General features: G+C 64.4%; 18 protein-coding genes and 1 tRNA gene. 4 read left to right on the top strand and 15 right to left on the bottom strand.

The genetic code is table 11. The annotated features are described in order from the left end of the window. Positions 1-10: 10 nt before the first annotated feature. From Q4I12_RS12780 to nadC, 5 genes are all read right to left on the bottom strand, one after another. Positions 11-1,204 (bottom strand): class I SAM-dependent rRNA methyltransferase, encoded by a 1,194-nt coding sequence (locus Q4I12_RS12780; protein WP_168934829.1) that lies wholly within the window; start codon positions 1,202-1,204, stop codon positions 11-13. A gap of 265 nt (positions 1,205-1,469) precedes the next feature. Next, entirely contained in the window at positions 1,470-3,011 is a 1,542-nt protein-coding gene (locus tag Q4I12_RS12775; RefSeq protein WP_297158862.1) for a hypothetical protein, read from the bottom strand. Between the two features lie 168 nt (positions 3,012-3,179). After that, positions 3,180-4,778, bottom strand: a complete 1,599-nt coding sequence (gene nadB / locus Q4I12_RS12770; RefSeq protein ID WP_168934831.1) for an L-aspartate oxidase — start codon at positions 4,776-4,778, stop codon at positions 3,180-3,182. Positions 4,779-4,799: 21 nt separating this feature from the next. Continuing rightward, complete coding sequence (locus tag Q4I12_RS12765) at positions 4,800-5,870, bottom strand: quinolinate synthase (RefSeq protein WP_302261830.1); 1,071 nt, start codon at positions 5,868-5,870, stop codon at positions 4,800-4,802. Positions 5,871-5,893: 23 nt separating this feature from the next. Next, positions 5,894-6,766 carry a carboxylating nicotinate-nucleotide diphosphorylase gene (nadC, locus tag Q4I12_RS12760; RefSeq protein WP_302261828.1) on the bottom strand — a complete coding sequence of 291 codons (873 nt, stop codon included), beginning with the start codon at positions 6,764-6,766 and terminating at the stop codon, positions 5,894-5,896. A 305-nt stretch (positions 6,767-7,071) separates the two neighbouring features. Between nadC and mgtE the strand changes: the two genes are divergently transcribed. Continuing rightward, the gene (gene mgtE / locus Q4I12_RS12755; protein WP_239463818.1) at positions 7,072-8,394 is read left to right on the top strand and encodes a magnesium transporter; all 1,323 of its coding nucleotides are present in this window, start codon (positions 7,072-7,074) and stop codon (positions 8,392-8,394) included. A gap of 33 nt (positions 8,395-8,427) precedes the next feature. Next, positions 8,428-9,096: a response regulator gene (locus tag Q4I12_RS12750; protein WP_168934835.1), complete on the top strand. Its 669-nt coding sequence runs from the start codon at positions 8,428-8,430 to the stop codon at positions 9,094-9,096. A gap of 364 nt (positions 9,097-9,460) precedes the next feature. Here the strand turns inward: Q4I12_RS12750 and Q4I12_RS12745 are convergent, their stop codons facing one another. The 8 genes from Q4I12_RS12745 to hisD all read right to left on the bottom strand — a co-directional run bounded on the left by Q4I12_RS12745 (position 9,461) and on the right by hisD (position 19,846). Then, positions 9,461-10,402 (bottom strand): LysR family transcriptional regulator, encoded by a 942-nt coding sequence (locus Q4I12_RS12745; RefSeq protein ID WP_302261825.1) that lies wholly within the window; start codon positions 10,400-10,402, stop codon positions 9,461-9,463. A 310-nt stretch (positions 10,403-10,712) separates the two neighbouring features. Next, positions 10,713-11,948: a dicarboxylate/amino acid:cation symporter gene (locus Q4I12_RS12740; protein ID WP_297158867.1), complete on the bottom strand. Its 1,236-nt coding sequence runs from the start codon at positions 11,946-11,948 to the stop codon at positions 10,713-10,715. A 119-nt stretch (positions 11,949-12,067) separates the two neighbouring features. Next, positions 12,068-12,550, bottom strand: coding sequence for a GNAT family N-acetyltransferase (locus Q4I12_RS12735; protein ID WP_302261822.1), 483 nt, complete (start codon positions 12,548-12,550; stop codon positions 12,068-12,070). Positions 12,551-12,830: 280 nt separating this feature from the next. Continuing rightward, complete coding sequence (locus Q4I12_RS12730) at positions 12,831-15,896, bottom strand: hypothetical protein (protein WP_302261821.1); 3,066 nt, start codon at positions 15,894-15,896, stop codon at positions 12,831-12,833. A gap of 281 nt (positions 15,897-16,177) precedes the next feature. After that, a tRNA-Ser gene (locus tag Q4I12_RS12725) sits at positions 16,178-16,269 on the bottom strand. A 540-nt stretch (positions 16,270-16,809) separates the two neighbouring features. Then, positions 16,810-17,574 (bottom strand): enoyl-ACP reductase FabI, encoded by a 765-nt coding sequence (locus Q4I12_RS12720; protein ID WP_006004296.1) that lies wholly within the window; start codon positions 17,572-17,574, stop codon positions 16,810-16,812. A gap of 44 nt (positions 17,575-17,618) precedes the next feature. Beyond that, on the bottom strand, positions 17,619-18,515 hold the full coding sequence (locus Q4I12_RS12715; RefSeq protein WP_302261819.1) for a phosphoribosylaminoimidazolesuccinocarboxamide synthase: 897 nt from the start codon (positions 18,513-18,515) through the stop codon (positions 17,619-17,621). Between the two features lie 26 nt (positions 18,516-18,541). Further along, entirely contained in the window at positions 18,542-19,846 is a 1,305-nt protein-coding gene (gene hisD, locus Q4I12_RS12710; RefSeq protein ID WP_168934841.1) for a histidinol dehydrogenase, read from the bottom strand. Positions 19,847-20,077: 231 nt separating this feature from the next. On the opposite strand from hisD, the gene Q4I12_RS12705 reads away from it, so the two are divergent. Further along, entirely contained in the window at positions 20,078-20,647 is a 570-nt protein-coding gene (locus tag Q4I12_RS12705) for a nucleotide exchange factor GrpE (RefSeq protein ID WP_302262117.1), read from the top strand. A gap of 400 nt (positions 20,648-21,047) precedes the next feature. Beyond that, positions 21,048-22,376 (top strand): OmpP1/FadL family transporter, encoded by a 1,329-nt coding sequence (locus Q4I12_RS12700; RefSeq protein ID WP_437438859.1) that lies wholly within the window; start codon positions 21,048-21,050, stop codon positions 22,374-22,376. Between the two features lie 314 nt (positions 22,377-22,690). Here Q4I12_RS12700 and Q4I12_RS12690 read toward each other — a convergent pair whose 3' ends face one another. Together Q4I12_RS12690 and Q4I12_RS12685 are read right to left on the bottom strand one after the other, a co-directional pair. After that, the gene (locus tag Q4I12_RS12690; RefSeq protein WP_297230829.1) at positions 22,691-23,287 is read right to left on the bottom strand and encodes a PqiC family protein; all 597 of its coding nucleotides are present in this window, start codon (positions 23,285-23,287) and stop codon (positions 22,691-22,693) included. Beyond that, complete coding sequence (locus tag Q4I12_RS12685; RefSeq protein WP_168934844.1) at positions 23,284-24,237, bottom strand: MlaD family protein; 954 nt, start codon at positions 24,235-24,237, stop codon at positions 23,284-23,286. The genes Q4I12_RS12690 and Q4I12_RS12685 overlap by 4 nt, the downstream gene beginning before the upstream one ends. Between the last annotated feature and the right edge of the window lie 9 nt (positions 24,238-24,246).

Genomic DNA, 24,246 nt, shown 5'->3' with positions numbered 1-24,246 from the left:
TATGCGCCGCTTACGGCAGCAGATGCGCGATGAAACATTTGAGATAGGCCGTCTCGGGCATGGCAGCATGCACGGGATGGTCCGCACCCTGTCCGCCCGCATAGAGGATGCGGGCCTGCCACTTGCGGCGGGCGGCGGCCTGCTGCACGCAGGAACGCAGGGACTCGGCGGGCAGGTGGTGTGAACAGGAACAGCTTACAAAGACACCGCCCGGCGTCAAGAGCTGCATGGCCAGGGCATTGATCTTGCGGTAGGCGGCCAGGCCCTGGGCAAAGTCCTTGCGGCGCTTGATGAAGGCGGGCGGATCCAGGCAGATGAGCGAGAAGCGGCGGCCCTGGGCGTCCAGCTCGGCCAGACGTTCGAAGGCATCGCCGCACAGGCCTTCGATGGCCTTGGTGCGGGCCAGTTCGGGCGCGTTGCGGGCCGCGTTCTCCGTGGCCAGGGCCAGGGCCTGCGGCGAGGCGTCCAGGAAGGTCACGGAACGGGCACCGGCAGCGGCGGCCGTCCCGCCGAAGCCGCCGGCGTAGCAAAAGATGTCCAGCACATCGGCGCCTGCGGCGTAGCGGGCGGCCTCGCGGCGGTTGCGGCGCTGGTCATAGAACCAGCCGGTCTTCTGGCCGCCCTGCAGGGGGGCCCGGAAGATGCAGCCGTTTTCCGGCACTTCCAGCACGTCGGGCACCGGGCCCTCGCTCTCGTTCTCGCGGGGCAGGCCTTCCAGCGAACGGGCGGCGATATCATTGTCCCAAAGGATGGAGCGGGGCTGCAAAAGTTCGCCCAGCACTTCGCGCAGTTCTTCCTTGCGGGCTTCCATGCCCCAGGTGCCGACCTGCACGGTGAGGTGGTCGCCGAAACGGTCCATGACCAGGCCGGGCAGCAGATCGCCCTCGCCGTGGCACAGGCGGTACCAGGGCTGGTTGTAGAGGCGCTGGCGCAGGCCCAGGGCGCTTTGCAGACGCTGGCGCAGCAGGTCCGCGTCCAGGGGCAGGTCGGCCTTGCGGCTGTAGAGACGGGCGCAGATGAGCGAATGCGGGTTGACGAAGACGCTGCCCAGCACGGCCCCGCGCGCGTCGCGCAGGGTGGCGTTCTCGCCGGGCTCAAAGTCGGGCAGGGGACTTTTGGCGCTGTCTATCTCGTTGCTGAAAATCCACAGGTGGCCGGCACGGATGCGGCGGTCTTCCCCTTTTTTCAGCCAAAGTGTCTTCATGGTAACTCCCGATGGGCAAAAAAGTTTGGCAGCGCGGGCAGGAGGCATCCTGTCCGATGCCGCACAGATGACTATGGCTGAAAAATGGATTTTTCGCCAGCACCATGATGCCCCCGAGCCCTGCGGGAGGGAGCGCCTTGCCGGCACCGGACGATCCCGCGCCTTCTGCTGCAGGGACGAAAAAAAGGAACGCTCCCTGAAGGGAGCGTTCCTGTCAGTCAGGGCAGGGCCCAGGGAGCGGAGGGCCCCTGCGGCCGGTGCGGGCCTAGCGGGCCATAAGTGCCTTCATCTGCTCCGGCAGGGACTTTTCACCGGGCGTTGCCGTGATCGCCAGCATGCGGCCCAGGGCGGCGGGATCGAGGAACTGGATCCAGGGCATGAGCTGGGCCGGGTCCTCGCTGCGGATGGACAGGCTGCCGGGGCGGGCCAGGAAGGTCTGGATGGCTTCCGCATCAGCGGGATCACCGAGGTCTCTGCTCAAAGAGGCGCCCAGCAGGGGCATCATGGCTTCCATGGCCTCGGGACGGGGATCGATATTGTAGGCCAGGACAGCCGTCAGACCATGATCGTGCAGATCCAGCGACAGGTCGGAGACGGCGGCATCCATCATGCTCGGGTCTTCACTGAAAAAGTCGTAGGCATAGTCCAGATCGGCCAGGCCTTCCAGGCTCAGGCGGCCCGTCTGGCGCAGGAGGTCCTTACCGGCAGCGCCCGTCTTTCCCAGGGTATCGTCCTGCCACTTGAGGGTGATGCGCTCCTTGCCCGGGATGGCGAACATCTCGCGGAAGGGCCTGGTGGAAAAGTCGCAGGTCAGGCTGCTCTTGAAATGATGGGGGGCGAGCCCCAGCCAGTCGAACTGCATATCGCTGGCATGGAACAGGTTCTCGTTCGTCCTGCCGGGCGATTCGATAATGTCGACATCCCTGATGGCCAGCTGACCGAAGAGGGGCCGGGTCATCATCTGCTTGCCGGCGGCATCCTTCCGGGGCCGCGCGGCTTCCAGGATCAGGGCTTCGAGCTGGGGTTCGAATGCATCGACGGAGAGATCGTCGGCACGGCGGACCAGGCTGAGGAAACGCCCGAACCCGTCAGCGTCGGGCAGGAAGATGTCGCGGATCTCCATCTTGCCCATCTTGAACGCGCCTTCGGACCGGATGATGACCTCGGTGGCATCCAGAGTCATCCGCTTCCAGGTGCGGCGGTCCACGCCTTCGATGCTGACGGCGGCGACGGAGCTCTGCATCGGCGTTTCGGGGGCCGTGCTGCTGATGCGGACGGGCCCGTAGGTGACCTTCTCCGCGATGATGGAGATCATGAATTCACCCTCGGGCACCTGCTGCCCGTTCAGCAGACGTTTGAGCACAGCGGCGTCCATGGCCACAGGGCCGGAGGTGAGGGCCTCCACCGTGCAGGTCATGGGCTCTCCCGGTATCAAAGATTTCTCGGTAAGATCACGTCCTGTGGCGCTGGAGAACAGGGGCGCGTCCCCTGCGGCGGGCAGGATGCTGTCCCGCAGGAAGGGCACGCAGGCCAGGACGAAGCGGGGGCTGAGCGTCATGGTGGCTTCTTTCAGGACCGTGTCGTACGTGCGCTGGTCGGAGATACGGATGTTGCCGAGTTTCAGGGTGAAGCTCAGGGGATTGATGTCCACCGTATCGATACTGCAGATGGTGGCGTCGGGATTGACATTGCGCAGGGCATCCCGGACGGCCTGTTCCACCAGAGGCTTGCAGGCGAACAATCCCCCCACGACGGCGAGGACACAGATGATGAGTGCGGCCGACAGGCCTTTCGCTGTTTTCGACATGGCAGTAGTTCCTTGGAAAAAAGGATGGATGGCCCCTGTTGAGGGTGGGGCTTTTTTCAAAATAGCCGGGCTTCGGCTGCTTGTACAGAAAAAAAGCCTGGAGGACGCGGAAACGGAAAGCGCCGTGGCCCGAAGACCACGGCGCGTTGTCGCTGGGAGGGGGAAAGGCTAGTCCACGCGATGGTGGCAGCCGATGCTGTTCTTGTTGCGCATGGCGGCCTGGGTGATGACGTAGGCCGTCTGGGAGCCGTGGAAAAGATCCACCAGCGGCTTGGAGATGCGCGTGCCCTTGTAGAAGTCGTGGATATGGCGCACCAGGTCGCGCATGTCTTCGAAAGCCCGGCGCAGGCGGGCCTTGGAGCGCGAGATGCCCACGTAGTTCCACATGGTGTTGCGGATGTTGGCCCAGTCCTGGGCCACCAGGGCCGGGTCGTCGTGGTGCTCGTTGCCTTCGTGGCGCCAGTCGGGGATGGCGGCCGCCAGGGCGCGGGGGATGGCTTCGCGGCCGGAGGCCGTGATGCGCGCCAGGTGCTGGCCGCAGCTCTGGCCCCAGACGGCGGCTTCCAGCAGGGAAGTGCTGGCCAGACGGTTGGCGCCGTGCAGGCCGGTGCAGGCGCATTCACCGATGGCGTACAGGCCGGGCATGGACGTACGGCCGAAGGTGTCGGTGAGGATGCCACCGCAGAAGTAGTGGGCCGCGGGCACTACGGGGATGGGCTCCTTGCGGATGTCGATGCCGATCTCAAGGCACTGGTTGAAGACCGTGGGGAAGCGCGTGGGCAGATCCTGCTTGACGCCGCTCACATCGAGGTACAGGCAGGGCACGCCCCGGCGCAGCATCTCTTCCACCATGGCCTGGGCCACCACGTCACGGGGGGCCAGGTCGCCGCGCTTGTCGTGGCGGAGCATGAAGGCCTCGCCGCGGTCGTCCAGCAGACGGGCGCCCTCACCGCGCATGGCCTCGGTGATGAGCGGACGGCGGTAGCTGCGTTCCTCATACAGGGCCGTGGGATGGAACTGCATGAATTCCAGGTTGGCCAGTTCCACACCGGCGCGGAAGGCCATGGAGATGCCCGCCCCCACACAGCCGGGAGCGTTGGTGGAGTGCAGGAAGACCTGCCCCACGCCGCCGGTGGCCAGGACGGTCCAGTCGGCCAGGATGGTTTCGGGCTCGCCGGTCTCGGCATTGAGCACGTAGGCGCCCAGGCAGCGGTTGGTGACGCTGTAGCGGTACTGGGAGTTCTTGGCGTGGTGGTGGGTGGTCAGCAGGTCGATGGCCGAATGGTTGTGCAGGCAGGTGATGCGCGGATGGATCTTCACCTGGGCGGCCAGGCCGTCCATGAGGGCGCGGCCGGAATAGTCGGCCTTGTGGAGGATGCGGTGGGCACCGTGACCGCCTTCGCGGGTGAGGTTGTAGGTGCCGTCCTCGTTGCGGTCAAAATCGACCCCGGCGCGCTCGATGAGCATATTGTCCACGCAGTCGGGGCCCTGACGGCAGAGGAAGCGCACGGCGCGGTTGTTGTTGTAGCGGTGGCCCGCCACGAGGATGTCGTGCTCGAGGGCGCGGGCTTCGGCGTCACGGGGGGTATCTGCGGCCTTGTAGATGATGCCGCCCTGGGCCAGAGGGGTGTTGCCGTCGTCCAGGTCGGGACCGGCGTTGATGAGCAGCACGTCACGCCCGGCATCGGCCAGGGTAAGGGCGGCAGTACAACCGGCGATGCCGGAACCGATGATCAGGATGGTGACGTGACGACGTGTCGAGCTCATCTTGACTCCTTGTTTCTTGCGCTAGCGTTGGGCCGCGCATACCTGGAGCATGCGGGTCAGGGATGCCCGGGCGGGCGCCAGCTGCTCGTCCTGCAATGTCATGATGGGGGCTGTGCCGGCAGCGACGCCTTGCAGGCAGGCCAGCAGGTTTTCTTCGGTGACCTTGGCCATGTCGGGGCAGATGGCGGGCGCCAGAGGCTCGATCCGGCAGCGTCCGGCAAAGCGGTCACGCAGGCGGTGGACGAGGTTGGTCTCCGTGCCGATGATCAGGGTGCCGCCTTCGCCGGCGGCCTTTTCCGCTTCCTTGATGAGGTAGGAGGTGGAGCCGGAGCCGTCGCACAGGCCGATGAGCTCGGGACGGCATTCGGGATGGGCCAGCACGCGGCAGCCGGGATAGGCGGCCCGGGCGGCCTGCACGCTTTCGGGACGCAGGTGGCCGTGGATGGCGCAGCAGCCCGGCCAGAGCAGCAGGCGGCGGCAGGCGGCGGCACTGCCGGGCAGGCGTTCGCTCTCGGCCAGGCCGTTTTTGCCGCTCAGGCGCAGCACGTGCCAGTCATCGGGGCCCAGGCCAAGCTGCAGGCCCGTGTTGCGGCCCAGGTGCTTGTCGGGCATGAAGAGCACGGCACCGTCGGGCCCGGCTTCTTCCAGGGCCCAGGCCAGCATGGTGCGGGCATTGGCCGAGGTGCAGACGGCCCCGCCGAATTCGCCCACCACGGCCTTGAGGGCCAGGGTGGTGTTCACATAGGCCAGGGGCACGATCTTGCGGCCTGTGGCCTGCAACTGCAGCAGCACGGTACGGGCGAGCCCGGCCGGCGTCATGAGCGACATCATGCAGTTGGCGTCCCAGGCGGGCATATGCACGCTCTGGCCCGGTTTGGCCAGCAGGGCCGCGGATTCGCCCATGAAGTACACGCCGCAGAACACGATGTGCTCGGCATCGATGCCTTCGATGCGGCGGGCCAGTTCCAGGGAGTCCCCGGTCACATCACAATGCCGCACCACATCATCATGCTGGTAATGGTGCCCCATGATGCACAGGCGGTCGCCCAGTCCTTGCTTGATGGCCGTAATGGCGTCGGAGAATCGAGACATGGTTTCCTTTGGGTTGGGGATGATCAGGCGTTGGCCAGGGTCATGCTGAAGTCGGCAGCCACGGCGGAATGCGTCAGGCGGCCCACGGAAATGAAATCGGGATGGCGGGGATCGGTGAGGGCGATGCCGCGGATGGTCTCCAGGGTCACGCCGCCGCTCACTTCGGCCTCGATGTGGGCGGGCACCAGCTCCAGGGCCTGGCCCAGCAGGGGCGCGCCCATGTTGTCCATCATGACGCGGTCGGCCCCGGCGGCCACGGCTTCGCGCACATGGTCGAGGGTGCGGCATTCCACCTCGATGGGCGGGCAGGGGGAGTAGGTCTCACGCAGGCGGGCCACGGCGCGGGTGATGGACCCGGCGGCATCGATGTGGTTGTCCTTGAGCATGAGCATCTCCACCAGGTTCTTGCGGTGGTTGCAGCCGCCACCGGCCTGGACGGCGTATTTTTCGGGCCAGCGCAGGCAGGGCGTGGTCTTGCGGGTATCCAGCAGGCGGACCCCGGTGCCTTCCAGCTCGCGCACATAGCGGGCCGTGAGGTTGGCGATGCCCGAAAGGTGGGTGATGAAATTGAGGATGACCCGCTCGGCCTTGAGCAGGACGATGGCCGGGCCCTCCATGCGGACGACCTCGGTCATGGCCGGGACGGTGGAGGCCTCCTCCACCAGCATCTCCACGTGCGGGTCGGCGCCCATGACCTCGAAGACCTCGTGGATGACGGGCAGGCCCACCACATGGGTGTCTTCCTTGGCGCGGATGACGGCATGCATGGGTGCGTCAGCGGCAAAAAGGCCTTGGGCGGTCAGGTCGGGGCCGTCCTCATCCAGGGCCAGTTCTATGGAACGACGCAGATAGCGTCGGCCTTCGTCGGAAAAAAACGTGCTCCAGGGTGTGAACATTCTTCTTGTCCCGTCTATGGTGTGCATGGTAAGCCCTGCGCATAAGCACGGCATTACATAGTGATAAATGGCCCGTTGGGGCGCGTCAAGTTTGAGAGCTTTTTCACAACAGCACAGCAAAAAAGCATTCTTTTTGTCACCAAGATGCTGTATGATACCGCCGTGTTGTGGGAGAAGTCCGTCGGGCAGGCAGAGGCCCGGCACGCGTACAGACGAGGGAGCTGATTGCCATGAGTGAACAAGAGAAGATCCAGACCGCAGACGACCGGCCGCAGATGGCGAACCCGATCCCCGAAGACGACGGGATGGCGGAAGGACATGGCATAAGCATACCCGAGGCCTGCCGCGAGCTGGGGGACGAGGCGGAATTCGTCCATCCCGCCGACCTTGCCGACCATCTGGAGAACCTGAGTCTGGAAAAGCAGGTCTGCGCCCTGCGCCACATGCCCACGGAGGATGCCGCCGAGGCCCTGGCCGAACTGGAAGGCAGCGTGGCCGTAGACGTGCTGGAGAACCTGGATGCCGACGTGGCCGCCCAGATCATCGCCGAGATGGAACCCGACGACGCCGCCGACGTGCTGGACGAGCTGGACGAGGAACACCGCGACGTCCTGCTGGGCAAGCTGACGCGCGAAGATTCCGAAGAGCTGCGCAACCTGCTGAACTTCGACCCCGACTCCGCGGCCGGTGTCATGAACACCGAGCTGATCCTGCTGGAAGAGAACATGACGGCCGACGAGGCCATCACTCACATCCGCAGCGAGATGGAGGACAAGGAAAGCCCCTACTACGCCTATGTGGTGGACAAGAACGACAAACTGGTGGGGGTGCTTTCGCTGCGCGACCTGATGCTGGCGCGTCCCGGGACCATCGTGGGCGATGCCGTGTCGGGCCAGAGCGTGGTCTCCGTGCCCTATGACATGGACAAGGGCGAAGTGGCCAATCTGCTGTCGCACTACAATTATCTTGCCATGCCCGTCGTGGACTACGAAGGCCACATCATGGGCGTGGTGACCTACGACGACATCATGGACATCATGCACGAAGAGGCCAGCGCCGACATGCTGGGCATGGTGGGCGCCGACCCCGAAGAAAGCGTGGACACCCCCTGGAAGGAGAGCGTGCGCAAGCGCCTGCCCTGGCTGGTGGTGAACATGGTCAATTCGGCGCTCTCGGCATCGGTGGTCTACATGTTCGAGGGCTCCATCGCCCAGATGGCCGCCCTGGCCGTGCTCATGCCCATGGTGGCCAACCAGGCCGGGAACACCGGCCAGCAGGCTCTGGCCGTCATGATCCGGCAGCTGGCCACGGACCGCTTCGAGACCAAAAAGGCTTGGATGGCCGTGCTGCGCGAGGCCAAGATCGGCCTGGTCACGGGCCTTTTCATGGCCATGCTGGCGCTGTGCGGCGCCTGGGGCTTCACAGGCAACCCGCTGGTGGGTATGGTCATGGCTGGTGCGCTGCTGTGCGACATGATGCTGGGCGCGGTGGCCGGCGGTTCCATCCCCCTCATCTTCCGGGCCCTGGGACGCGACCCGGCCCAGGCTTCCAGCATCTTCCTGACCACCATCACAGACGGCGCGGGCTTCTTCATCTTTCTCGGGCTGGCCACCATGTTCCTCTTCTAGGCCTGCCCGGACATAACGCAAAGGCAGGTAGCCATGCACGACGTTTGCCGCATTTTGCTGGTGGACGATCACAAATTGCTCATGGAGGGCATCCGCAGCCTGCTGGCCCCCCACAGCCATTTGCGCGTGGCCGGCATGGCCCCCGACGGCAAGGAAGCCGTGGGCCTGGCCGCCACCCTGTCGCCCGATCTGGTCATCATGGACATCTCCATGCCGGGCATGAACGGCGTGGAAGCCAGCCGCGCCATCCTCCAGATCCGGCCCGAGACGCGCATCCTCATCTATACCGGTCACGAGGACCAGCGGCATCTGCTGGAGCTCATCCAGCTGGGCATCATGGGCCACGTCTGCAAAAGCGATCCGCCGTCCGTCCTGCTCCAGGCCATCGATGCCGTGCGGCAGGGGGAGGTCTTCCTCAGCTGTGCGGACCCCGGCGGCTGCATGGCGGCCCTCATGCGCCAGAACCGCCAGCGTCTCAGCCCCGCCGAGGGCGGGCCGGACATCGGCATGCTCTCGCCGCGCGAGAAGGAGATCTTCCGCCTGCTGGCCGACGGCTACAGCGTCCGCCAGATAGGGGACGCCCTCAACATCAGCCCCAAGACCGTGGAGACCCACAAGTACAGCGTACTGACCAAATTGCGCGCCGGCTCCATCAACGAGCTGACCAAGATGGCCATCCGCCTGGGCCTGGTCTCCCTGTAGTCCGCATTTGGGCCTGTCCTTCAAAGCGGTTCCGTACGCTTCCTGCCTGCTGTCCTTGCGGCGGTGCCGGCGGGGGAGCGTGTCCTTTCGGGCGGGGCTTGCCTTTCGGAGGCCTCCCTGTGCGGCAGTGAGGCCTGTCGTTCCCGCAGGCGGCCCGTTCTTCCTCCCATCTCCCTCCAAATCAGCGCATATCAGTTCGCCTCTGGCTGCCCTGGGCCTCCTGTGGCATCCCCGTCCTGTACGGGATGGGGATGGTCTGCCATCCTGCGCCATGATGACAGCGGCCTTGGTGCCGTACCTGTCTTCCGGGCAGACGGGATGAACAGGCACGGCCGTCTGTGGGCCCAAGCCTGTGCGAGCAGGCCTATACCGTGGCGAGGTCGTCTTGTGGCGTCCCTGCCGCTGATGCTCCTTTCGCGGCGGGCTCGCCCCAGAGCGAGGCCTTCAGATAGTCCAGAAAGACCCTGGCCGGTTTGGAGAAGAGCTGCTGTTTTTTCCAGGCCACGTTCAGGCCCACTTCCATGGCCGGGTGCAGGGGCCGGAAGCAGAGCGGGCCGTCTTCCGGCAGGCGGATGATCCTGTCCAGGCAAAGGGCATAGCCCATGCCTTCTTCGACCATGATCGAGGCACTGTAAAGCAGGTTGTAGGTGGCCACCACCTGCAGGGCATCGTGCGTTTCCCCCAGCCAGCCTGCGACTTCGTTGTTGACCATGTTCTGCCGGGAGACCAGCAGGGGCAGGCCGCGCAGGTCCGCAGGGGCGACGGACGGCCGGGCTGCCAGCGGCGCGTCCTTGCGCATCAGGACGCCCCAGCGGTCCTTGACCGGCAGACGGAAGAACTCGTAGCCCGAAAGATCCACGGGCTCGATGAAGAGGCCGAAATCCACCAGATCCCGGTCTATCTTTTCCATGACGTCCTCGGCATTGCCGCTGAAGATGTGGAAGGTCACATGCGGGTGATCCTGCCGCATGCGGCGCGCGGCCCGGGCGATGAGGCGTATGGCGTCGGTCTCGCCGCCGCCGATGTGGATGTCACCGCTCAGCAGCTCGTCCGGTGCCTTGAGCTCCGCCGTGGTCTTTTCCAGCAGGCTGACGACCTCCTGCGCCCGCTTGCGGAAAAACGTACCTTCCTCCGTCAGGGTGATGCTCCGTTTGCCGCGCAGGAAAAGCGTCTTGCCCAGCTCTTCTTCCAGCTCCTGCATCTGCCGGGACAGGGTGGGCTGGGTCACGTGCAGGGCCTCGGCGGCAGCGGAGATGGTCTTTGCCTGCGCGACCGCCAGAAAATAGCGGAGGGTCCTCAATTCCATGTGATGCTCCTTTGCCGGGATGCCGGGTGGTTGATGCCTGCTGCTGGTGTCACTGGCCGTCAGGGCCGGTCAGAGAGGGCGGAAGATCTGCGGGGCTGGCCCCATGGCCTGCGCAGCGGGTATAAAAAATCCCCGCCGGGCGGGGCTGGGAACGGCAGGGGCACTGACCGGGGGGACGAGGCGGAAGCCTCCTGCCGCTGTCTGTGCCCATGCCGGAAAAGAACGTTGCCGGAAAAGGGATATCCGGGAGAGGGCCCCGCATGGCACGGGACCTGCCTCTTCCCGAAACGTCCTTGTGCGGTGACGGGACTTATTCGTCCTGCAGGGCGGCGCCCCGCTGGGGATCGAAGTCGTTCTCCGTGCGGGAGATGAAGATGGCCGCGGTGGCGTCGCCCAGCACGTTGATGGTGGTACGGGCCATGTCCATGACACGGTCGATACCGGCCACCAGGGCGATGGCTTCCAGCGGGATGCCCACATGGGTGAAGATCATGGAGAGCATGATCAGGGCCGCGCCGGGCACGCCCATGGTGCCCACGCTGGCCAGCAGGGCGATGAGCAGCACGGAGATCTGCTGGTCCAGGGGCAGGGGCATGCCGTAGATCTCGGCGGCAAAGATGGTCACGATGCCCATGTAGATGGCCGTGCCGTCCATGTTGATGGTGTTGCCCAGCGGGATGGAGAAGCTGGAGACGCTGCGGGAGGCGCCCAGCTTCTGCACACAGGTCAGGTTGGTGGACAGGGCTGCGGCGCTGGAACAGGTGGTGAAGCTGGTGAGCAGCGGGGCGCTCAGGCCGCGGAAGAAGGTGCCGGGCTTGAGACCGGCGTAGCGGATACAGGGCAGGTAGGTGATGATGACGTGGATCAGACAGCCCAGGTACATGATGCCGATGAGCTTGATGAGCGGCAGCAGCACTTCCAGCCCGTGGTTGGACACGGTGTAGGCCATAAGGGCAAAGACACCGATGGGCGCGTAGTGCATGACCATGCTGGTGACGCGGATCATGACTTCGCTCATGGCGTCGAAGAAGGCGGCGGCAGGCTTGGCCTTGTCACCGCACAGGCTGATGGCCATGCCCACCAGCACGGCGAAGAAGATGATCTGCAGGATGTTGCCCTTGGCCAGGGCATCCACGGGGTTCAGGGGCACGATGCCCATGAGCACCTGCACCAGCGAGGGCGCGGCCACTTCCTTGGCGCTCAGGTTGGCGGTGGAAAGGTCGAGCCCCACACCGGGCTGGAAGATATTGCCCAGGACAAGGCCGATGGCCACGGCCAGGGCCGTGGTGGCGAAATAGAAGACCAGCGTCTTGGCGGCCACGCGGCCCAGACGGCCCACATCGCCCACGCTGGCGGCGCCGGAGACCAGGGTGGCCAGCACCAGCGGTACGACGACCATGCGGACGAGATTGATGAACAGGTCGCCGAACGGCTTGAAGAAGGCGGCGCTGATGCCCAGCTTGGGGGCCAGCGTGCCCACCAGTATGCCCAAAACCATGCCGATGCCCATTTGCAGGGGCAGGCCCATTTTCTTGCGTGCGCTCATAGGAACCTCACTGCGTGTTGCGTAATGTCACGATACTGTCGCCGACAGTAAGCAAGATTCGTTCCGCACGCAACGTTTTCCTTGCCGGGGAATATGGCGGGGGAGGGACCTCTGGGGCGTTACAGCGGGCAGCGCATGTCATACCAGCAGGCCTGGCCGTGCCGGCTGTCGGAGCGCCCCAGCAGCCGGAAGCCCAGCGAGCTGTAGAAGGGGATCAGCCGTTCCTTGCAGGTGAGGACCACATCTTCCTTGCCCCGCTGCCGGGCCACTTCCAGAAAATGGCGGACAAGGGCCGCGCCGATGCCCTGATGCTGCCGCTGCGGATCCACCACCAGCCCGAAGACGGCCTGATGCGGGGCCTCCTCACGGTGCAGTCCGGCATCGTGGTAGAGCTCGTCCCGGCAGGTATCGAAATCGGTCATGCAGCCGTTGATATGGCCCACGATGGCACCGTCATCCTCGGCCACGAAAAAACAGTGGGGAAAGACGGCAAAACGGGCGGCAAAGCTTTCCGGCGATGCGGCTTCGGCAGGGGGAAAAACGCGCGCCTCCAGAGCGGCGATGGCGGGCAGGTCTTCGGGGCGGGCTTGTCTGATATGCATGGGAGCTCCTGGACGGGGCCCGCCGGAGCGGACCTTGAGATTGATAACGGGCCGTCGCGGGACGGCATGACGGCTCGAAGGATGTCCGGCCGTCCAAGGGAAAAGATTTTCAAGGGGGAAACAGGAGCACCTGTGCCCCTGTGTGTGCCGGCAGAGGAAACAATGTCTCTTTTCCGCCGTCCGTGACGGATGGGCCGCGGCGGTGTCCGCCAGTCCCCGGGGACTCACGGACACCGCCGGAAGAGAGAACAGGGGATGCTTCCCGCAAGGGCGGCACGCGTTACGCGGCCTTCTCCGTGAACAGGTTCCTGCGGGCGGCTTCGGACCGGATCTCCTTGCGGTAGCTGTCGTGCTGACGCAGGTAGAAGGCCAGCGCGTTGGCGAAGTTGTCGCCCAGCAGCCCGTCGAGGACCTGGCTGGAGATCTCGCGTTGCAGGCGCAGCAGGGAATGCAGGGCCAGGATGCCTTCCACTTCTTCCGTGGGCATGCTGCCCAGACGACGCCAGAAGATGTCGTGCGAACGGGGCAGATAGTACCACATGTACATCAGGTCGAGCAGATGGACGATGGCCTGCCGGGCGGCGTTGGGGTCCTTTTCCAAAAGCTGCTGCCAGAACTCGCGGGGCTGCTCCTGCATCAGGCGCCGGATGGTGGCCTGGGGGAAGAGCAGGGCCAGTTTCACGAGATTGTTGAATATCTGGCTGAACTTGCTGTCGTACTCCAGAGTGCGCATGCGCAGATACATGTTGCGGTCCGCAAAACCTTCGATGACGGCGGCCACGATGTCCGAGGAGCACTTGGAGACGATGGCGGCGCAGTTCTGCAGGGCGCCCACCGGGTCGGCGATGCCCAGCCAGACGAAGCAGACCAGCAGGCCCTTGCCCAGCACGATGGACAGGGGGATGGAGATGGCGCTGCGGAACAGGTTGCCCACGACAGCTTCCTTGGGCAGGCCGCGGAAGATGTTGTGCCCTGATATGTAGACGCTGTTGATCATGGCGATGACCGTATAGACCGCCAGCTCGTTGTTCTGGACCGTGATGCCGAGCCAGTCCTCCAGCAGCCACATGCGGACGACCACCTCCAGCAGGGGGACGGATATGCCCGTGTAGAGCAGGGAGTCCGCCATGCGGCTCCAGCTCACATAGCGGTTCCAGGGCAGGAGCATGGAGCGGCAGAAGGCCCCGCCGCCCACCATGGATTGCAGGACATTGCGCACGGCCGTGATGGCGAACCAGAGCAGGGCGCCGATCCAGGTCAGGATCCACCAGCTGTCCACGTACCAGAAGGCCCACTGCGCGGGGATGAAGCCCAGCAGCACCTTGAGCACGTTCACCAGATTGCTGTTGAAGTAGTGGACGTTCCAGGGGGTGGCGGCATCGCGCATCATGCTCACGGGATCGTGCTGTTCCGCGTTGATGCCGCGGGAGTCCACGCCGCCAAGGGTCACCAGGTTGCCGCCGTCGGGGCTGATGGTGGTGGTCTTTTTTTCCAGCTCCCAGCCACGGACCACGCGACAGCCCAGATGGTGCAGCAGGGGCAGGCGGCGCAGGGCCTGGAGCCAGCGCGGCAGGGTCGCGGGCTCGTGATAATGGGTGAAGCCGTAGATGTCGGTATGCACGGGCAGGGTCAGACGCTGGCCGCTCTTTTCATGGCGCAGGGCGGCCCGGGCCTGCGGGGGCAGGGTCTCGGTGAAGACAAGGCCCATGCCGTGCGTCATGTGCGAACGGCTGGTGGAGTCCGTGCCGATGCGCGAGCCGAGCCACGAGAGCTCGTAAAAACTCCGCAGCTGGGTCAGGTTGTCCTGCACTTCCAGCAGCAGGTCCCGGCGGGGCGAATCCGCGGGTTCGTCCTGCACGATCCGGCGGACAACCTGCTTGAGGCGCAGGGGGCTGCCCTCGTTGATGGCCCGCTGCAGCTCGTTGATGGCCTCGATATGCGGCAGCTGGCCCTTGGACCAGGTGCGCAGGTTGAACAGTTCCAGATGGGTGATGAGCCCCTTGCCGCGCCAGAGCAGTTCCAGCGTGTCCTGTACGTTCAGCCCTTCCAGGCCCAGGATCATCTGGCAGGGGTGCAGGGGCACCAGGGACTGCAAAAGGACTTCGGGATCGCGCAGCAGCACAGGGGGCAGATCCTTGTGGGGAGTCACGGGGAACAGGATATCCGGGTTGGCCTGCGGCCCCAGCCATTCCTGGCGCAGGCTGTCGGGCATGAGGCCTTCCATGGCTTCCAGACGGGCGCGCAGGCGGGCGGCTTCCTCATCCGTGCCGTTCCGCCGGGGATCGTTGCGGAGCTCTTCCAGAGCCTGTTCCAGGGCAGGCTGCCATTGCTGGAGGATGTATTCGGCCAGATGCAGGGACGAAGGCTGGCGCTGGCCCACGAAAGCCAGAAAGGCGTCCGCATCCAGCGGGGGCGGGGGCGGGACTTCCAGCTTGCGGGCCAGGGTGGCCGCGTGCTTCTGGTTCCAGGCCTGGAGCAGGCGCAGGACATGCTGGCGCATCCACTGGTTCACCGTGGCGTATTCCTTGAGGATGGCCGCGATGTCCGGGCGCTGGAGCAATTTGATGAAGGCCCGGCTGCTGTGGACGTTGAGCGGCGACCAGGTGAATTCGATGAGCTTGTCATGGAAGGTGGCCCGGAACTCGATGCCGATGCGCACGGTGATGCCCATGATGCGGGCCGCGCGCAGCAGTTCGCTGGCGGCTTCGGGGTCCACGGTATTGTAGTAGACCACCGTGATGAAGCGCAGGCCCTTGAGCCAGGCATCCATGACCAGATGCGTGGGGCTCTTGCGGCCCTTGGTGTTGGCATCATGGACGTGGTGGTCGAAGGCCTGCTGGTTCCAGGCTTCGGGCATCTCCAGCAGATGATAGCGGCGCAGCAGCGAGCGGATGACGTGGGGCGTGCCGCGCACCGCCTGGTAGAAATCGTGGGCCAGCGGCAGCTGGATATGGACGTGCGGCGCGGCGCGGACCAGGTCTTTCATGATCTGGATCAGGACGCGGGCCGTATTCTTCTGCAGGCTGGAAAGGGCGGAGTAGAGGACCTCGTCATGCAGACGGCGCAGGGCCTGCAGGCGCTCCTGCGGGCCGCGGGCCTCCAGGCTCTCCAGCAGGATGATGACGGCGCGGGCGATGCGCATGCCGGGGTCCGTGGTCAGCTTGATGATGCCGCGCGGATGCAGGCCTTCTTCAGGCTGGGCCAGGCTCATGGACATGTTGCGGGCGGCCACGAAACTGTTGACCAGCTGGATCAGCTGATGGTCCTGCAGGTCGAACAGCCAGGACGCTTGCTTGTCCGGGCCGGAAGTGGTGACGGCATTGGCCGAATGTCTGGTGGCGCACATGACGGTTCCCTCTATTGCTGGAGATGCGGGCGGCACTGGCGGCGGCCAGCGGTCGCACGGATATGCCGGGTCGTCCCCCTGTATGAAAGAAGAAAATGTGACAAATATCGTCGGGGATTGCAAACGGATGGGGAGGGGAAGAGCGAAGGGCGAAGGTGAAAGGGCGGCCCGGGCGGATGCTGCACACGGGAAGGCGCGGAAAAAGGGCGGTCCGGGACACCTGCTCCGGCAACACCATAAACGAAAAAACCCGCTGATTGCTCAGCGGGCTATTTTTTCGGTGGCGGAGAGGAAGAGATTCGAACTCTTGGTACGCTTTTAACGTACACACGATTTCCAATCGTGCTCCTTCGACCAACTCGGACACCTCTCCGTGTCGTGAAGACCTGCTCTTTATAGGCAGAACCTTCGGCTTTGGCAAGCAAAAAATCGCAATTTTCGCAAAAAAATTTTTTCTCTAAAAAATTAGCTGTTATTTCAGCTTGTTATTATCGCTGTTTTTCGTCTCCATCTTCCGCCGGAGATGGTCACAGCTGCCCACTCACGGGGCGTGATGACGAAAAGGCGTCCCGGCCCTGCCCCTGGACAGGGCCACGGCAAGGACGATGACCAGCAGGACGAGCAGGGCTTGCCACATGGCCTAGTCCTTGCGGTCCCTGTCTTCTTCACGCTTTTTTTTGCCCATCATGTAAAAAAAGCCCAGCACGGCCACACCGAAGGCCACGATGCCGGCCAGATTGAGCATGAAGATGGTATCCATACGATCTCCTGAAAGACTGTCCGGGGTGTCCCGGAGTTCGTCCGTTGCTACCGGAAGGCCCGGCAGGGGAGCGGGATGGTCCCGCCCCGCCGTTGCCGGGCCGTCAGCATCAAGAAAAGGCTTGGCTGCCGCGGCAGCCGCCTGATGGTCGTTTTAGATGCCCAGCTGGCTGAAGCCGCTGTCCACGTAGATGACTTCGCCGGTCACGCCGTGGGAGAGCTCGGAGGCCAGGAACACGGCGGCACCGCCCACATCGGCGGTGGTCACGTTGCGGCGCAGGGGAGCGTGCTCTTCCACGCGGGTAAAGATGTTCTTCAGACCGGAGACGGCGGAAGCGGCCAGGGTCTTGATGGGGCCGGCGCTCAGGGCATTGACGCGCACGCCCTTTTCGCCCAGGTCGTAGGACAGGTAGCGCACGGAAGCTTCCAGAGCGGCCTTGGCCACGCCCATGATGTTGTAGCCGGGGATGACCTTGGTGGAACCGTGGTAGGTCATGGTCAGCACCGAAGAACCGTCATGCAGCAGGGGCTCGAAAGCGCGGCAGACGCCGGTGAGGGAGTAGGCGGAGATGTCCAGGGCCAGATGGAAACCGGCGCGCGACGTATCCAGGAAGCGGCCGCTCAGGTCCTCACGGTTGGCAAAGGCCACGGAGTGGACCAGGATGTCCACCTCGCCCCACTTTTCCTTGACCAGGTCGGCGGCGGCCTGGATCTGGGCGTCGTCGGTCACGTCACACTGGAAGGTGAACTCGCCTCCCAGTTCTTCGCTCAGGGGCTCAACACGCTTTTTGATGGCGTCGCCCACATAGTTGAAGGCAAGGCGGGCGCCCTGTTCCTTGAAGGCATTGGCGATGCCGTAAGCGATGCTCTTGTTGTTGGCCAGGCCCAGGATCAGGGCTTTTTTTCCTTGAAGCAGCATGTAATATCCTCCAGAAAAGTCGCCTTGGCGACGGTGACCACAGGTTAGATGGTGAATTCTTTGCCCGTCAGGATGTGGTAGGCCTCACGGTAGCGCCGGGCCGTGGCGTCCACGACCTCGGCAGGCAGGGCAGGCGCAGGCGGCTGCATGTCCCAGGGCTGGGAGGTGAGCCAGTCGCGCAGGTACTGTTTGTCGAAGCTGGGCTGGCTGCGGCCTGGTTCGTACTGGTCCGCGGGCCAGAAGCGGGAAGAGTCGGGGGTCAGCACTTCGTCGATGAGGCGCAGTTCCCCGTCCACGAAACCGAATTCGAACTTGGTGTCGGCCACGATGATGCCGCGGCTGGCGGCATAGGCACGTCCGGCTTCATAGATGGCCAGGGTGGTCTCCCGGACCTTGCGGGCCACGTCCTCGCCCAGCAGGCGGGAGGCCTCTTCCGGGCTGATGTTCTGGTCGTGCTGGCCCAGCTCGGCCTTGGTGGAAGGCGTGAAGAGGGCCGTTTCAAGCTTGTCCGATTCCCGCATGCCGGCAGGCAGCTGATAGCCGCAGAGCGTGCCGGTCTTCTGATAGTCTTTCCAGCCCGAGCCGGAGATGTAGCCGCGTACGATACATTCCACAGGCAGGGGCTTTGCCTTGCGGACCAGTACGGCACGCCCTTCAAGTTCGTCCTTCCAGGGGGCAAGGGCGGCGGGGAACCGGTCCACATCGCTTTCCACCAGATGATTGGGGATGATGTCCTTGAACTTGTCCATCCAGAACAGGGTGATTTGGTTCAGGATCACGCCCTTGTAGGGGATGGGCTTGTCCATGATGACATCGAAGGCGGACATGCGGTCGGTTGTGACGATGAGCAGGGTCTTGTCGTCGATGTCATAGATGTCGCGGACCTTGCCGCGGGACAGCAGCGGGTAAGCGCTGATTTCAGTCTTGGTGGTGATGTGCATAGTCTTGATCCAGTTTGTTTAAGGCACTAGCGCTTGCTGCGGATCTCCACGGAACGGGCGTGGGCCTCCAGCCCTTCCAGACGGGCCAGAGAAGCAATGGCAGGCGCATTTTCCAGCAGGAAGGCCGGCGAAGTGGCCACGATGCTGGTTTTTTTGCAGAAGTTCTGGACGGAGAGCGCGGAAGAGAAGCGCGCGGTCCGCAGGGTGGGCAGCACATGGTTGGGGCCCGCGAAGTAGTCCCCCACGGGTTCGGGGCTGTGCTGGCCCATGAAGATGGCCCCGGCATGGCGGATGTGGGGCAGCAGGGCCCAGGGATCGCGCACGCACAGTTCCAGATGCTCGGGAGCCACGCGGTTGGCGATGGCCACGGCGGTCATGATGTTGGGCACCACAACGATGGCGCCCCAGTCCATGAGGGACTTGCCCGCGATCTGGGCCTTGGGCAGCTGGCTGCACTGCTTTTCCAGCTCCTGTTGCACCTGTTCGGCCAGGGTGATGTCGTCGGTGAGCAGGATGGCGGAAGCCAGCATGTCGTGCTCGGCCTGGGAGAGCATGTCCGCGGCCAGCCAGTGCGGGCGGGCGGAGCTGTCGGCCACCACCAGCACTTCACTGGGGCCGGCCACCATGTCGATGCCCACCGTGCCCTGCACCAGACGCTTGGCCGTGGCCACATAGATGTTGCCGGGACCGGCGATGACGTCCACAGGGTCGATGCTCTGGGTGCCGTAGGCCATGGCGCCGATGGACCAGGCGCCGCCCACGCGGTAGATCTCGTCGATGTCCAGCAGGTGGGCCGCCGCCAGGATGTGCGGGTTGATGGTGCCGTCTTTGCGGGGCGGGGTGCACACGGCCACGCGGGGCACACCGGCCACCAGGGCGGGGATGGCGTTCATGAGCATGCTGGAGAGCAGCGGGGTGTTGCCGCCCTGGCCGCCGGGCACATACAGGCCCACCCGGTCCACGGGCAGCACGCGCTGGCCCAGGATGCTGCCGTCAGGCCGGGTCTGGAACCAGGATTTTTCCAGCTGTTCTTTATGGAAGGTGCGGATGTTGTGGGCGGCTTCGCTGATCTGCTCGCGATGTTCGGGAGAGATGGAAGCGGCGGCCCAGGCGATGTCCTGCTCGCTGACGCGCAGGGGCGCGGCAAATTCGGGACAGTCGAAACGGCGGGTATAGTCGATCAGGGCCTCATCGCCCTTTTCACGTACATTGGCGAGGATCTCGCGCACGCTGCCCTCAACGCTGTCGCCGGGGTTGAAGCGGCCGTCGAGCCACTGCGAGGCCTTGACCCATTCCTGCTCGGACTGCAGGTGCAAAATTCGGCAAATCATGGAATATACCTCAAGAAAAGAACGCCACCGGAGGGCGCGTGGACGCGCGGAATTGCGCGTCGGACGAATATAGCGAAGGCGTGCGCCAATGTCGAGACTTCCGTGCAGGAGGCCGTTGCCGGGGTGTCAGCCCCTTGACAGTACGGCAGTGCGTATTTACTCAATACTAGCCGGCACAACGCCGGTGCATTTCTGGGAGGAACCATGGATCGTCACAACGAGAACGATGATATGCATATGAAGGACACGCAGAACACGGAAGCGCAGGAAGAGGCCTGTGCCGGTGCCGAGGCCGGGGATGCCGGGGACGCCGTGCAGACCCTGCCGGAAAATCTGGAAAGCCTGTGCCACGAACATGTGTGCCCCAACTGCACCGAAAAGCGCGATGCCGATGACGCACGCCTGCGCGCGGCCGCGGAGATGGATAACTTCAAGAAGCGCCTGAAGCGCGAGCACGCGGAACAGATCCGCTATGCGGCGGAAAAGGTCATGAGCGACCTGCTGCCCACGCTGGACAACCTCGACCTGGCCCTGCAGTACGGCAGCAAGGACGAGGCCTGCAAGGACATGCTCCAGGGCGTGGCCATGACCCGCAAGCTGCTGCTGGAGGCCGTGGCGCGTCACGGTCTGACCCCCGTAGGCACGGCCGGTGAGGCCTTCACGCCCGAACTGCACGAAGCTGTGGGCTTTGATGCCGAGGCCGATGTGGAAGCCGGGGCCGTGGCCCGCGTTCTGCAGAGCGGCTACAAGCTGGGCGAGCGTCTGCTGCGCCCGGCCAAGGTCATGATCAAGCAGGGCTAAGCGCCGTTATCCGCAAGACAGCCGGAAGGGCCCTCCCCATATGGGGAGGGCCCTTTTTGGTATACAGGCATACGGATCAGGGGACTCTCATCAGGGCCCGGGGAGCCCTCTTCTCTGGTCCGGCATCCTTATCAAAGACCTTCATCCGACATAGCGGCGGTTCTCCGCCAGCGGCTTCAACCGGGACATCTTCGCGATATCGTGGTCCGGTATCCCCGGATAAGTACGTACGGGCCATGCCGCGTTGGCGTTCTCTGCGGCAGCGCCGGGAAGCCCGGCAAAACAGCTTGACTTTCAAAAGCGTTGCACTCTAGCGTAACACTAGACATCTGTATTGATACTGCATGTTGCGGGGAAGGATCTTTTGCTGCGCCCCGAACTATTTTTGTGGGGGATATCTATGAAAAAATTGTATGTCGCGCTTGCCGTCTGCCTTCTGTGGGCATGCCAGGTGACGACGGCAGGGGCCGAAGGTTTCGCCCTGACGGAATGGAGCTCGCGAGGTCTTTCGCTGGCAGGCGGCATGGTGGGACGCGCGGACGATCCCTCGGCCATCGCCTACAATGCGGCGGGCATCACCCAGCTGCCGGGCACGCACGTCATGGGCGGTTTTGCCGCCATCGCGCCCATGGGTACCATCGACCTGGATCTGGCCGACGGCAGCCACACGTCCACGACCACCAAGCCCCATATCTGGGCTGCCCCGCACGCCTACATCACCCATCAGCTGAACGACCGCTTCTGGCTGGGCCTGGGCCTGTTCTCGCGTTTCGGCCTCGGCAATGAATTTGCCGATAACTGGACGGGACGGTACAACCTGACCAACATCAATTTCCAGACCTTTTCCCTCGTGCCCACCGTGGCCCTGAAGGTCAACGATGTCCTGTCCCTTTCGGCGGGCGTGGAGATCATGCATGCCAGCTTTGCCATGGGACAGCAGATCCCCAGCATGCAGTATATCGGCTACATCCCCAGCAGAGGGGAAGACAGCAAGATGACGCTCAACGGTACGGGCTGGGGCGTGGGGGCCCAGGTGGGGGCGCACTTGCGCATGACCGACGAGCTGTCGCTGGGCTTTTCCTACAAAAGTCCGGTCACGCTCAATATCGCCGGTTCGGCGGATTTTTCCCGGCATCATAGCAATATGCTGGCCGACCAAGGACAGGTGCCGCACACCATCGATACCGATGTGCACAGCACGGTGCATCTGCCCGATTCCTTTGCCGTGGGCCTGGCCTACCGCCCGCTGGAGAATCTGAGCTTCGAGGTGGGGACCGTCTTCACCCGCTGGTCCACCTACGATTCCATGAACATTTATTTCGATTCCGATTTCCAGTCCATCAATCATAAAAAGTGGCGTGACGGCTGGAACTTCAACGCCAGCGTGGAATATGAGCCCCTGGACTGGCTGGCCCTGCGTGGCGGGCATCTGGTACGAGACGCCGGTCACCAACGAGGCGCACGCGGACTTCATGGTCCCCAGCCACGGCCGCACGGGCGTCAGTGTGGGCGCGGGCTTCCAGTGGGGCAACTGGACGCTCGATCTGGCTTATGCCCATCTTTGGGTGCACAGCCTGGACTATTCGGAGACCGATGCCTCCGGCATCCGTTCGTCCGTGGGGAATGTCAGCACGGGGAACAGCCGGAACACGGTGGCCAATATCTATTCCGCCACCATCGGATACACGTTCTAAGGTACGGGACGGCCCTTCGGGGATGCCGGCTATGACGCTGCCGGAAGGCCGTGCCGGACCGGAAGGCAGACATGCTCGGCAGCCGCTCTGACTGCACGAAACCGGCGTTCTTCATGTGGAGGATAAAACGGCGGGAAGTGGGATGACACGGCCTGCGCGGGGCGGGCACCGGAACGGGACACAATGCGATAAAAAGGAAAGGGAGGCTCAAGCCTCCCTTTTTTTGTCCTGTGATGGGTTTGGGGAGCCGTTTCCCGCAGGTTCCCGGCCTGTTCGTGCAACCGGCCCGGCGGTACGCATTTGCCGTTAGGTCCTGCGGGCGGCCGGATGATGGGAAAACGCGCTGTCGCTAGCGTCCGGCCTTGAGGCGGGGCAGCAGACGGTCGGCCAGATGTTCGCCCAGTCCCTGCAACAGACGGCTCTGGGCCGCCACCAGACTGGCGCTGCTCATGCCGGCATCCTCGCTGGCTGCGTAGATGCCGCGATCCAGCGCCTCTCCGCCACGGGAAAGCTGCCAACGGGCCTGCAGCCGGGCCGTGCCCGGTGTGTCGCCGTCCAGACGTTCCAAAGCCACGGCCAGTTCCATGTCGCCCTGCCGGTCTCCGGCAGCGATCACGTCGATGCCCCGGGGCAGCAGGCGGGTGGCCAGCACCTCGCCCAGCACGCGCCGGGCGCCCTGTCCCAGCGGCTCGGCCCAGATGTCCAGTTCCGAGACCTCCAGGCGGGTCTGGCCGTCGCTGCGGCGCACCAGACCGTTGCGGTCCAGATAGTCAGGCACGCTCACCGGTGCGATGCTCAGACTGGCAGCGGGCAGGCTGTCGGCGGTCAGGGGGGGCTGGCCGCTGTCCAGAAGATAGAAGTGGGTGGGCGCGCTGCGGCCGCAGGCGGTCAACAGGAGCGTCAGCAGGGCCAGGAAAACGGTCGTATGGCGGAGGAGATGGTTCATCGGCGACTTCCTTGTTTGCCGCGGAGCAGGGCTTCGGGATTGCGTTCCAGCACGTCCATGAACGCCCGCAGGGAGCGGACGGCAGCCGCGCTTTCTTGGATCAGGCGGCGCAGCTCCTGGGTGAGGGGGGCATTGCGTTCCACCACGGCCTTGGTGGCCAGGGAAACGGAGGAGACGTTGTTCATGGCGTCCCGGGTGCTTTGCAGGGCCTGGGGCAGATCGTGCTGGGCCGACGTGGCCGCCGCATTCAGCTTTTCCAGGGCTTGGGCCAGGGTCTTCTGGGATTCCTGCATGCCGGCCAGCAGGGCCTGCGCTTCTTCAAAGGAGGTGGCAAAGGCCTTGATGCCGCGTTCCAGCGCATCGCCGGACAGGGCGGCGTTGAGCTTTTCCAGGATGCCCGCCGTGGTATGCGCCATCTCTTCCAGAGGCAGACTGGCCACGGTACGCTGCAGGGTATCGATGGGCGAGGGCAGGGTGGGGATCTCCCTGTCCGGCATGGGGGAGCGGAAATTGGCGGGCGTATTGGGCAAAAAGTCCAGCTCCACGCGGTACTGGCCGGTGATGAGGCTCTGGAGCTGCAGGCGGGCGCGCAGGCCGCGCTGGATCAGGCGGCGCAGGATCTCCTGCCGGAAATTGTCCGTGAGCTCGCCGGTGACTCCGGCCCGGACGATGCTGTTCTCGTCCAGCCGGATGTAGACCGGGATGGTGACGCTGGCGTCGCGCGGGTTGGCCTCCAGGCTGATGCGCGTCACCTGGCCCATGGGCACGCCGCGGAAGACCACGGGCGCCCCGATATTGAGGCCGCTCACCGAGCCGTCGAAGTACAGGACGTATTCGATGTCGTCACTGAACATGCGGCCGCCGCCCAGCAGGATGATGCCCGCCACCAGCAGCGCCAGTCCGCCGATGACGAAAGCCCCTACAGCGGTTTTGAATGATTGTTTTGCCATGCCGTATCC

The sequence above is a fragment of the Desulfovibrio piger genome, from assembly GCF_951793255.1.
Taxonomy (GTDB): domain Bacteria; phylum Desulfobacterota; class Desulfovibrionia; order Desulfovibrionales; family Desulfovibrionaceae; genus Desulfovibrio.
This window is presented reverse-complemented; position numbering and strand designations above follow the sequence as displayed.